This window comes from Novosphingobium sp. fls2-241-R2A-195 (assembly GCF_030209485.1).
Taxonomy (GTDB): Bacteria; Pseudomonadota; Alphaproteobacteria; order Sphingomonadales; family Sphingomonadaceae; genus Novosphingobium; species Novosphingobium resinovorum.
In genome coordinates this window covers 12,720-24,355 of the sequence record NZ_JARVRY010000015.1, presented here as the reverse complement: position 1 = coordinate 24,355, position 11,636 = coordinate 12,720, and the positions used below count along the sequence as shown (strand labels likewise).

8 protein-coding genes and 1 pseudogene are annotated in these 11,636 nt (G+C 65.8%); 6 read left to right on the top strand and 3 right to left on the bottom strand.

Going from position 1 to position 11,636, the window contains the following annotated elements; genetic code table 11:
• Nucleotides 1-115 precede the first annotated feature (115 nt).
• From QRN25_RS12545 to QRN25_RS12535, 3 genes are read left to right on the top strand one after another with little or no spacing between them, the layout of a single operon-like run.
• Nucleotides 116-2,596, top strand: a complete 2,481-nt coding sequence (locus QRN25_RS12545) for a TonB-dependent receptor (protein WP_271182500.1) — start codon at nucleotides 116-118, stop codon at nucleotides 2,594-2,596.
• Between the two features lie 31 nt (nucleotides 2,597-2,627).
• Nucleotides 2,628-3,785: a YdcF family protein gene (locus QRN25_RS12540; RefSeq protein WP_285019777.1), complete on the top strand. Its 1,158-nt coding sequence runs from the start codon at nucleotides 2,628-2,630 to the stop codon at nucleotides 3,783-3,785.
• Between the two features lie 15 nt (nucleotides 3,786-3,800).
• Nucleotides 3,801-4,784, top strand: a complete 984-nt coding sequence (locus QRN25_RS12535) for a phospholipase C/P1 nuclease family protein (protein WP_285019776.1) — start codon at nucleotides 3,801-3,803, stop codon at nucleotides 4,782-4,784.
• Between the two features lie 56 nt (nucleotides 4,785-4,840).
• On the opposite strand, the pseudogene QRN25_RS12530 reads toward QRN25_RS12535, so the two are convergent.
• A pseudogene (locus QRN25_RS12530) lies at nucleotides 4,841-6,124 on the bottom strand (MFS transporter); the annotation flags it as partial.
• A gap of 655 nt (nucleotides 6,125-6,779) precedes the next feature.
• Entirely contained in the window at nucleotides 6,780-7,382 is a 603-nt protein-coding gene (locus QRN25_RS12525) for a TetR/AcrR family transcriptional regulator (protein WP_285019775.1), read from the bottom strand.
• 105 nt (nucleotides 7,383-7,487) lie between these two features.
• On the opposite strand from QRN25_RS12525, the gene QRN25_RS12520 reads away from it, so the two are divergent.
• The 3 genes from QRN25_RS12520 to QRN25_RS12510 all read left to right on the top strand — a co-directional run bounded on the left by QRN25_RS12520 (nucleotide 7,488) and on the right by QRN25_RS12510 (nucleotide 10,726).
• On the top strand, nucleotides 7,488-9,053 hold the full coding sequence (locus QRN25_RS12520; RefSeq protein ID WP_285019774.1) for an ABC-F family ATP-binding cassette domain-containing protein: 1,566 nt from the start codon (nucleotides 7,488-7,490) through the stop codon (nucleotides 9,051-9,053).
• 108 nt (nucleotides 9,054-9,161) lie between these two features.
• Nucleotides 9,162-10,205, top strand: a complete 1,044-nt coding sequence (locus QRN25_RS12515; protein ID WP_285019773.1) for an alpha/beta fold hydrolase — start codon at nucleotides 9,162-9,164, stop codon at nucleotides 10,203-10,205.
• Complete coding sequence (locus QRN25_RS12510) at nucleotides 10,202-10,726, top strand: cytochrome P460 family protein (RefSeq protein WP_285019772.1); 525 nt, start codon at nucleotides 10,202-10,204, stop codon at nucleotides 10,724-10,726. The genes QRN25_RS12515 and QRN25_RS12510 overlap by 4 nt, the downstream gene beginning before the upstream one ends.
• A 115-nt stretch (nucleotides 10,727-10,841) precedes the next feature.
• Here the strand turns inward: QRN25_RS12510 and QRN25_RS12505 are convergent, their stop codons facing one another.
• On the bottom strand, nucleotides 10,842-11,636 hold the full coding sequence (locus QRN25_RS12505) for an alpha/beta fold hydrolase (protein WP_285019771.1): 795 nt from the start codon (nucleotides 11,634-11,636) through the stop codon (nucleotides 10,842-10,844).

Sequence of the window (11,636 nt, the reverse complement as noted above, 5' to 3'; positions counted from 1 at the left end):
GGGCGCCGTATGGTGTTTTATTTATTTTCACAACAATAATTAAAAACGTCACACACCGCGTCCAGAGCGCCCCCGTCGCCGCCTCCCCGGCGACCCAGATTCATGAGGGGCCGTCATGCTCAAGTCCGTTCTCGCCACTGGCGCGGCGTTTGCCGCGCTCGCCACCGCCTTCACGCCCGCCTACGCCGACGAGGCGCCCGCTGGCGCGCCCACCGCTTCGAACGAATCGACCGGCGATGACATCATCGTCACCGGCTCGACCCGCGCCGAGCGCCGCTTCGACGTGTCCTATGCGGTCAACACGATCTCGCAGGAAGATTTCGAGAAGATCGCCCCGGTCAACTTCGCGGACCTGATCGGCCAGCTTCCCGGCTTCCAGACCGAGATCACCGGCGGCGAAGTGCAGAACATCTACCGCATCCGCGGCCTCCCCAACGACGGCGGCTTCGTGAGCTTCCAGCAGGACGGCCTGCCGCTGTTCCATGAGAACGACGGCGTGTTCTTCCGCGGCGACGCCATCCTCAAGCAGGACCTGATGACCGACCACGTCGAAGTCGTGCGCGGCGGTCCGGCCCCGGTCTACGCCAGCTACTCGGGCGCGATCATCAATGCGATTACCGTGACCGGCGGCGAGGAAGCGCGCGGCAAGGCGCAAGTGACGCTGGGCGATACCGGCCTCTACCGCCTTGATGCCTATCAGGCGGGCAAGCTGGCAAAGGACACCTACTACGCGGTCGGTGGCTTCATGCGCTACCACGACGGCTACCGCGACAACGGCTTCCCCAATGACAAGGGCGGCCAGATCCGCGCCAACATCAAGCATGTGACCGACAACGGGTTCATCAAGCTGAACTTCAACTACGTCAACGATCACAACACGTTCTATCTGCCGATCCCGACCAACAATCCGCTGACCGGCGCGTCGCTGAACCAGTACATCGACTACTTCGACGGCACGATGAACTCGCCCGCCTTCCGCAACGTCAACCTCAAGTACCGTGACGGCAACGGCGTGGTGCAGAGCCGCAATTCCGATCTTTCGGACGGTCGCCACATGCAGATGGTGAACTTCGGCGCGCATTACGAAGGCGACTTCGACGGGTGGCTTGTGACCGCCGCTGCCGGTTACACGCAGGGCAAGAACGACTTCACCGCATTTTACTCGACCACCAACCCGGCCGACGGCAACGCCTTCGCGGCAGGCTACCTCGCCCGCGCCACCACGGCTTTCGGTGCGATCGACCACTTCGGCTACACGCTGGCGGGGACCAACACCGTCTATGATCCCTATGCCGCGTCGGGCCTCGTCATGCAGGGCCAGTACCGCGACATCCACTCGAAGTTCTATTCGGGTCAGGCCAACCTCTCGGTCGCACGCAAGTTCGACACCGGCTTCGGCACCCACGACATCAAGCTGGGCGTCTACGGCAGCCTCTATGGCGAGGACAGCCGCACGCTCTACCAGAACTACCTGATCGAAGTGTCCGGCAAGCCGCGCACCCTCGACCTCGTCGCGTACAACGCCGCCGGCACCGAACTGGGCCGCGTCACCGACAACGGCGTGCTGAACTACGCCGCCACGCTCAACCAGGGCGACAGCGACGCCAAGATGTTCGCGCTCTACGCCAACGACACCTGGGAAATCGTGCCTGGCCTGCGCATCGACGGCGGCATCCGCCACGAACGCTACAGCTACAAGGGCTGGGCCGCGCTGACCGAAGCCGCTAACCTTGGCGACATGACCACGCTGGCCGACGACAGCACCCGCGCCTTCACCGGCGTGATCCTGAACCAGAAGCTCAAGCCCAACGTCACCAACTGGACGATCGGGGCGAACTACGACTTCTCCAGCCACATCGGCGTCTACGGCCGCGCCTCGCACCTCGAGACGCCGCCTAACGTCCAGACCGTGATGAGCATCAACCCGACGATCATCACCACCGTCGCCGACCAGTTCGAGGCGGGCCTCAAGCTGTCGATGGGCCGCTCGTACCTCTATGTGACGGGCTTCTACACCAACTTCGACCCGCTCAACGCCTCGTTCCTGGCCTACGATCCGACCACCGGCCGCAACGACGTGAACGTGCCCTTCATCGGCGAGGCGCAGGTCAAGGGCGTCGAGTTCGACGGCGCCTGGAGCGTGACCCCGTGGTTCACCCTCAACGGCGCGCTGACGGTCAGCGATCCCAAGTACAAGAACTTCCAGAGCAGCACCGGCGCCGACCCGGAGCAGGCCGAGGGCAACCAGATCGTCCGCCAGCCGAAGGTCTACGGCAACATCCGCCCCAGCTTCGACTTCACCACCGGCGATACCGACGTGTCGATCTATGGCCGCTACACCTACATGGGCAAGCGCTTCGTCGACCTCTACAACAACACCGCGCTGCCCGCTTACGGCACCGTGGGCGCGGGCGTGACGGTGAAGCACGGCACGTGGCAGCTGCAGGTCGTCGGCGACAACCTGTTCAACGCCCACGGCCTGACCGAAGGCAACACCCGCACCGACTCGCTGGCAGGGCAAGGCAGCGCCGAGGCGATCTACGGGCGTCCGATCTTCGGCCGCAACTTCCGCCTCGTCATCGGCAAGTCCTGGTAAGGGCGGGGTAATGCGGAAAGGTCCGGCGCGCATGGCAGCGGTTGCCGTTGCTGCGGCACTCTCGCTCACGACGGTCTGCGCATCTGCACAAGGTGCTAGGGCGCAGGCCGTCAGGGACACGGTGACGGAGAGCCTGTCGCAGCGGTTGTTCCCGTTGTTCGACGCGCTGGGCCGCGATCCTGCGGCGCTCAATGCGCTGCAGGCTCGCCCCGAAGTAGCCGCGATGCTGCGCGCCCGGTTCGACCGGCGGGCGGCCTGCGGCACCGACCTCGGCTGCGTGGCGCAGGCGATGGTCTGGACTGACGGAGAGGCGCAAGTGCTCGCCGCTGCTGCCTCGGGGAAGGCCGCAGACGACGGCCCTGCCGCGCAGGCCGGGCGCGAGATCGCGGGCATCAACACGATCGTGCGCACGTATGGGCTGGGGCAGGTTCCGTCCTATCCCGGCATCGACGGTGCCGGCATGGTCGACCCGCAGGAGGCCCGCTCGCGCCTGCAGGCGGCGACATGGCTGTCGCAGACGGTGCGTGCGAATTCGGTGCAGGCGCTCGATCCCAGCCTGGACTATGCGCTGGCGCTGCTCGATGCCGCCGACCGCCGCGATGCCATCAGTTACGAGCCGCTCACCGGCGGCCTCAACACCCCGGCCTTCAGGCGTGCCAAGGGCCTCGACTGGAAGCGCTACCGCTACAGCGCACTGATCGTCACCGGCGTCGGGCCTGAGGTCGCGGGCATGCCGCTCAGCCCTTACGGCAAGTACCACGTGCGCCTTGCCGCGCAGCGCTTCGCGGCAGGCGACGCGCCGTTCCTGATCCTCACCGGTGGCCATGCCCACCCGCGCGCCACCGCCTTCGCCGAAGCCGAGGAAATGCGCCGCGCCCTGATCGAGCGCTACGGCGTCCCCGCCGAGGCCATCGTCATCGAGCCGCATGCGCGCCACACCACCACCAACTTGCGCAATGCCTCGCGCCTGCTGATGGCCATGGGCACCCCGCTGGACAAAGACACGCTGATCGTCTGCAACCCGGACCAGAGCGCGATGATCGAGAACCCCGAATTCGCGGCGCGCAATAACCGCGAACTGGGCTATCAGCCCGGCACCATCGGTGCGCGCGTCTCACCGACCGAGCTGGAATTTCGCCCATCCGCCCTTTCTGCGCGCGTGGACCCGCGCGATCCGCTGGATCCCTGATCGGAGCCGTTCCCCATGCGTAACATCCTCCTTGCCACCATCGCCGCACTCGGCCTCAGTCCCACTGCCGCGCTGGCCTGGGGCGGCACTGCCCACACCGTCATCGACCGCGCCGCGATCGAGGCCATCCCCGAGGACGGCCCGGTGTTCCTGCGCAAGTACGAGGACTATATCGGCGCCTCCTCGCTGCTCCCCGACAGCTGGCGCGGCAACTCCGAGAACTTCTCCAAGATCGAGGAAGACCCCAACCACGGCTGGTTTCGGGAGCAGTTCACGTTCCTCAAGCCCATCCCCCGCTCGCGCTACGAGTTCGTGATCGCGCTCTACAAGCAGTACGAGAAGATCAAGGACAGCGATCCCGAAACCGCCGCGCGCACCAATGTGCGCTGGACCGGCACGCTGCCTTATGCCGCGATCGAGGCCTATGACCGCATCGTCGTGTGCATGCGCCGCATCCGCGCGGCGAATGCGGAAGGCAAGGACGCCTCCGTGGCCGAGCAGAACTGCGCTTTCGACGTCATCCGCCTCGGCCATTACATCGGCGACGGGGCCAACCCGATGCACGATTCGGTCAGCAGCGATGGCTGGCGTGGGCCGAACCCGCATGGCTACACCACCGACCGCACCGTCCACGGCCGCTTCGAGAGCCAGTTCGTCGACGGCATGAAGCTGACGGTGGCCGACATCGCCCCGCGTATCGGCAAGCCCGGCCGGACCTCGGGCGACATGTTCGACGCGGTGCTGGCCTATCTCGACCACTCGGGCGACAAGGTGGGCGAGGTCTTCGCGCTGGAAAAGCGCGCTCAGTTCGCCGACTTCACCGACCAGCGCGTGCGCGAGATGGTCTATGAACGCACGGCGGCGGGGGCGACGATGCTGCGCGACATGCTCTGCCGCGCCTGGGCCGAGAGCGCCGCGCCTCCGGCCAAAGTCGAGCCCTCGCCGATCGACTTCGCCAACCCAAAGTTCAACCCGGAGACCGGTTCGGCGCCCGATTGAGCTTTCCGGTCGAGCGCGGCGCGTACCCGGGCGTGCCGCGCGTGGCCGATGTCGAAGCGGCGTAGCAAGACGATGGCGGACAAGGCTCCCACCAGCGGCAGGCCCAGTCCCAGCGCCAGCATGCCGGTTTCGACCGAAGTGCCTTGGTGCTGTCCGGGCACGTAGCCCAGCCAACCCAGCGACCACCCGATCAACGCCGTCGCCGCCGCGCCGCTGGCCTTCACCGCGACGAGGTAGAAGGCGAAGAGACCCGTCTCCAGTCGCCGGCCATGGCGCAGCGCCACGAAGTCCACCGCGTTGGCCAGCAGCCCCCAGGGCAGCATGAACACAGAGGCGAGGCCGAAGCCGATCACCGCCACACAGGCCAGCAGGGCGTCGGGACGATACAGGCACAGGGCGAACAGCACGAAGCCCACCGCGCTGACGCCGTGGCCCATGGCCAGCACCCGCGCCTGATCCATCCGCGCCGTCAAGGCGGTCCAGAACAGCACCCCGGCGAATTGCCCGCAGGTCATCGCCAGCAGCAGCGTGGCGACCAGATCGGGCCGCTCGACCACGTATGTGCCGATGAACAGGATCATCCGCCCGAAAGTCGGCATCGCGAAGCCGGTGACGAGCGCCAGAAGGCCCATGCCCAGCACCAGCGGATCGCGCAGCGGCACGCGGATGGCGTCCTGTCCGGCGGCATCCGCTGGCGTCCCGGCCTGACGTCCCGAGGTCGCGACGCACAGGATCATGGTCAGCGCGAAAAGCCCTGCAGCGAATGCTCCGGTCACCGCCAGCGCATCGAAGGCGCGGCTGCGCGCGGCATGCTGGACGAGCGGGGTCAGTACCATCGCCACGCAAAGCGAACTGGCGGTGCTGAACAACAGCCGATAGCCGGATACGCGCCCGCGCGCCCGGCTATCGCTGGTCATCTGCGCCATAAGCGCGTTGTGCGGCACGTCGATCACAGCGTAGGCGCCGCGAAACACCAGCATCGCCGCTGCCAGCAGCCAGCCCTGATGGAGACCGGAAGCAGGCATGGCGTAGAGCATTGCGAAGGCCATGCCGCAGGGCACCGTGCCGGTCGCGACCAGCCAGCGATAGCCGCGCCCCTTGCGCCGCAGCCGGATCACCAGCGCGGCCGCGACCAGATCGAACACGAGGTCGCCCGCCAGCGCGACCAGCATCAGCGACCCGGCCGCCGTCGCGGTCAGGCCGAGCAGGTCGGTCAGCAGGAACAGGATCGTCATGTCCGCCCCGGCAAAGACCAGCGCCTTGCCGAAATTCCCCGAGGAATAGGCGAACAGCCGGGCCTCGCGCGCGAATATGGCCAGAGTGCGGCCTTGATGGAGCATGGCCGGCCGCTAGCGACGGATCATGACGTCTGTGCGACAAAGGCGCAGCTCACCCGCATGAAAGCGAAGAGGAACCATCAATGTAAGAGAGATTGGATGCCCCGCGAGGAGGGAGACCAGCCTGATCGCAGGGGTCTTCGGTAGGACGGCTGGAGCGTTTAGCGGGAGACTGCCGCACCTCTGAACCGGGACTCGGGCTAAGTGGCTGATTTAGCGCGATTTCTTCTGTGGCCGGGTCCGGTTCCGGTAGCGGGAATATAAATTGGCCAACTTTTCGATTATAAACCAGCATCTTACCGATAATGCATGAAAAAAGCCCCCCCACGCGGTCCCGGGAATCTTTTGGCTGCAATTGGATTGCCATGGATTAGGATGGCTGCGATTCGCTTCGGCCGAGCTGTTTCCGGCTTATAATTGCGGTTCGCCCCAACCGACAAGCAGGCGCTGGGCTGGTAGGCTATAATCCTATTGTAAGCTCGCCAGCACTGATCGTCTGACCTGATCCTGATCTCGCGAAAGATCGAAGTTTTAGATCATGTGTGACATGGACCTGAGTGTCTGATTGGGAATCCAGCTGTTTCCGGATTTCCAATCAGACATCAAAGACTAGCCAAGTGGATCAACGGGAATTGCCGCTCTGACTTTTACTGCATGTTCAACGAAGGTCCATGCTCTCCGAAGCGCACATCCGTAGAAATTTATTCCACCGAATCGAGAATACGATCTCGACGTCGTTCTCGAAATCGTCTCTCAATCTGAGCCGGTTGGCTGCACCGTCGAGAAGATCGATCAGGATCTCGCACTGTTCGTTCGCATCGCCCCACGGCATGGCTGCGGCGATAGCGCTTCGAAGCGGAACCAGCGCTTCGCTTGCCCATTGCGAAGCGCGGAGGCGTATTTCCGCAGATGTGGTCGCTTCGAGGGACATGGCGGCATAGAGCGCAGCATGGTCCCGAGATGCGCCAAACCCGAAGTAGGCCCGGGCCACGGCGCGCAGCCTTCCGAGCGGATCTGAAATTGCGGCGCAGGAGCTGTCGAGGCCGGCCACGAAGCGGATGACGTCGCGATCGACGACGGCGACGAACAGGGTCTGCTTGTCTGCGAAGCGGCGATAGATCGAGTGCTTCGAGCAGCGCAGTCGTACCGCCAGTTCATCGAGCGTCGCGCTCGCGTAACCCCGCTCGCAGAACAGGGCGCGCGCTTCGTCCAGCAGGCTTTGCGTCCAGCCTTGCGCCTGCGCCTTGGTGGGTCTTCCCATCGCTTGCCAGCACTCCACAGTTTCCCGCCGTTGACCGGACGGGGATAAAACGACACGATATAGTGCTGTTTATTGCAAAGCGAGTCGCACTTGTCTTCCATTTCCTTGACCGGCATCGGCTGGAGCACGCCGTCGGGCCATTCCGTTCTGCAAGGCATAGACCTTACCCTCGGACGGCGGCGCACCGGGCTGGTCGGACGCAACGGCGTGGGCAAGAGCACCCTGCTGCAGCTCATGGCTGGCGATCTGACGCCTTCCTCGGGGACTATATCTAAAGTCGGGGCACTCCACCTGATGCGCCAGATCGTCCAGCCTGCCCCTACGGATACGATTGCGGACCTGTTCGGCATTCGTGAAGCGCTGGACCTTTTGGCGCGTGCAGCGAGCGGGGAAGCGACGCTGGAGGATCTCGCCGATGCGGACTGGATGCTGGAGGAGCGGATTGCCCTCGCCCTGGCTCGCCTTAATCTGGAGGCCTGCGCCGCAACGCCGCTGGCAAGCCTGTCAGGCGGCCAACGCACGCGCGCGGCGCTGGCGGCGGCGATCTTCGCCGAACCGGATTTCCTGTTGCTGGACGAGCCGACCAACAATCTCGATTGGGCCGGCCGCGACGCGGTGTTGCGGCTCGTCGACGGGTGGCAGGCAGGCCTGGTGGTGGTCAGCCATGATCGCGAACTGCTCGAGCGCATGGACGCCATCGTGGACCTAACCAACCTGGGCGCCACGCAGTACGGCGGCAACTGGAGCCACTATCGTGCAAGCAAGGCGGTGGAACTGGAGGCTGCGGAACAGGATCTGCTTCACGCCCGGAAGCAGCAGGCCGAAATAGCGCGTCGCAGCCGCGTTGCCGACGAGCGCCGGCAGCGCCGCGACGCGGCGGGTGCGCGCAAGGGCGCGCGCGGGGACATGCCGAAGATCCTTGCAGGCGCGCGGCGCAACGCAGCCGAGGCCAGCGGTGGCGGCGACCAGCGGCTGAAGATGCGATTGGCTGATGACGCCGCCCGGCATGTCGCGGCGGCGCAGGCGAGGATCGAGGTGTTGCAATCGCTGTCGATCGTGCTGCCTGCAACGGGGGTGCATTCGGGGCGCGCGTTGGTGGCGATGCACGGGGTGGCGATCGGCCACGATCCTGCCAGTCCGGTCCGGCGAGGCATCGACTTGACGATCACTGGCCCCGAACGCATCGCGGTAATCGGACCGAACGGCTGCGGCAAAAGCACCCTGCTCAGGACCGTGGCGGGCGAGCTTCGCCCTCTTGGCGGTATCGTCGCCATCAACGCGCGCGTGGCCTATCTGGATCAGAGCGCCTCGCTGCTCGACCAGGGGGCGACCATCCTCGACAACTTTCGGCGCCTCAACCCGGGCAAGGACGAGAATGCCTGCCGTGCCATGCTGGCAGGATTCCTGTTTCGGGCCGACAGCGCGTTGCAGATGGTCGGGACGCTAAGCGGAGGGCAGGTGCTGCGCGCGGCGCTGGCCTGCCGTCTCGGTGGCGACACTCCGCCCGAAATCCTGATCCTGGACGAGCCGACCAACCATCTCGACCTCGATTCCGTCCATGCCGTCGAGGCGGCGCTGGCGGCCTTCGACGGCGCGCTGCTGATCGTCAGCCACGACGAGGCATTCCTGCACGAGATCGGCATAGAGCGGCGCATCGTGCTGGCATCCTGATGCGCTATGCCTCCGGCTTCGGACCGGCTCTGACAAGAGCTAACGCGCGATAACGGGCGGACGCGGCAAGACGGGGCTATCGTGGGGTTCACAACAAGGAGACCCGCCATGTTCGATCAATCGCCCCTGCCATGCCCCACGCCACGCCGCCGCGAATTCATCGCCGGAGCCGCCACGCTCGCCTCCGCCATGATGGCGGGCCTCGCGCCGACCCGCGCTGCGGCCGCAACGCGCACTCCGGCGGCTTTGCCGTTCGGGACGGTGCAGCAGATCGCCGCAGGACCTCTCGATATCGGCTATGTCGAAGTTGGACCGTCGACCGGTCCCGCTGTGCTGCTGTTTCACGGATGGCCCTACGACATCCACAGTTTCGCCCAAGTCGCTCCCCTGCTTGCGGGGCAAGGCTATCGCGTCATCGTCCCGCACTTGCGCGGCTATGGCACCACGACATTCCTGTCGGCGTCGGCGCCGCGCAACGGACAGCAGGCCGCGCTGGCGGCGGACGGGATCGCACTGATGGACGCGCTCGGCATCCGGCAGGCGATCGTCGCCGGGTTCGACTGGGGCGCACGCACGGCGGACATCATGGCGGTGCTCTGGCCCGAGCGGTGCAAGGCGCTGGTTTCGGTCAGCGGATACCTGATCGGCAGCCAGGCCGGCAACGCCAAGCCGCTGCCGCCCAAGGTCGAACTGCAGTGGTGGTATCAGTTCTACTTCGCCACCGAACGCGGGCGCGAAGGCTATGCGGCCAATACCAAGGCGTTCAACCGCCTGATCTGGGAACAGGCATCGCCCCGCTGGTCGTTCGATGATGCGACATACGAGCGGTCTGCCGCGTCCTTCGTCAACCCGGACCATGTCGCCATTGTGATCCATAACTACCGCTGGCGCCTAGGTCTTGTCGAAGGCGAGCATAAGTACGACGCCGCCGAGGCGAAGCTGGCATCCGCGCCCTTGGTGTCCGTGCCTGCTATCACCATGGAAGGCGATGCCAACGGCGCTCCGCACCCCGATCCCGCAGTCTATCGGGCAAAGTTCACCGGGCCTTACGAGCACCGGCTGCTCAGCGGCGGCATCGGTCATAACCTTCCGCAGGAAGCGCCGGTCGCCTTCGCCAAGGCCGTGCTGGACGCAGGAAGGATGAGCGCATGATCCGCCTTTCCACCTGCTGCCTGGCACTGGCCACTGCATTGCTCGCGGCTTCCACCATGGTAGCGGCCCGGGGCGGGGCTTTGGTTCCCGCCCCGGATCGGGACCTGGCGCTGCCTGCCGGATACCGCGACTGGAAACTCGTCAGCGTCGCCCATGAGGCGGGCAAGAACAACGACATCCGCGCCATCCTCGGCAACGATATCGCCGTGCGGGCCTTTCGCGACGGCAGGCGGCCGTTTCCCGATGGCGCGGTGATCGTCAGGCTGGCGTGGCGTTATCAATCCTCGCCCCGCAACGATGCCGTGTTTCCCGCACCGCAGTCCTTCGTGGCGGGCGATCCCACCAATTTGCAGGTCAGCGTCAAGGATTCGCGGCGTTATGCCGCCAGCGGTGGGTGGGGTTATCGCCAATTCGACGCGGGCAAACCGAACACCGACGAAGCCCTGACCCGAGCTTGCTTTGCCTGCCATTCCAAGCTGGAGAAGGACGACGACCAGGTTTTCACGGCCTATTCGCACTGAGATGAGGTGTCGCCCAGGAAAAACCCGCAACCGGCATCGCCCAAGGTGATGCCGGTTGCGGGCAGTTGCGCGCCGAGCCTGAGGTAGGGCGGGGCGAGGCCCGGCGCGCGACCAGTCACTTCACCGCGGCGGCGCGCTCGATCAGTTCGGCGACTCGCGCCGGATGCGAAACCATGACGACGTGCGAGGCGCCCTTGATCACCACGGTTTCACGCGCTCCCGCACGCTGCGCCATGAAGCCCAGGGCTGCCGGGGGAATATTGCGGTCCGCGTCGCCATAGACGAACCATGAAGGGACGTGCTTCCACGCCGGAGCGGTAGACGCTTCCGACAGTGCCGCCTCGGCGATCGGGCGCTGCCCGGCGCCCATCAGCAGGGCGTCGGCCTCCGGCACGTCGGCGGCGAACTGGTCGTGGAAGCGTGCCTGCTGGATGTACAGGTCGTTCCCGCCAGCAGCCAGCGGCACCGGCGGCGCCAGCGTTGGGCCGAGGGTGCTGCCTGGAAACTTGCCGGTCAGCCCCAGCGCGGTCTCGCCTGCATCGGGCGCGAAGGCAGCGACATAGACCAGCGCCTTGACGTTGGGGGCGCCCTCGGCGGCTTCGCTGATAACCGATCCGCCGTAGGAATGGCCGACCAGCACGACAGGCCCGGCGATGCTCCTGATCACACTTGCCACCACCTCGGCATCGACCCGGACGCCGCGCAGATTGTCCGGCGCGGCGACGACCGTGTAGCCGTCATGCCGGAGCGCGGTGATCACCCCGTTCCAGCTGGAGGAGTCTGCAAAGGCACCATGGACAAGCACCACGGTGGGTTTCTCCGGCTCCGGTGAAGTCTGGGCCTGAGCCTGCCCACCCGGCGCAAGCAGCCCCGCGGCCAGCGCCAGCGCGCTTGCTACGATGGTTCTCAT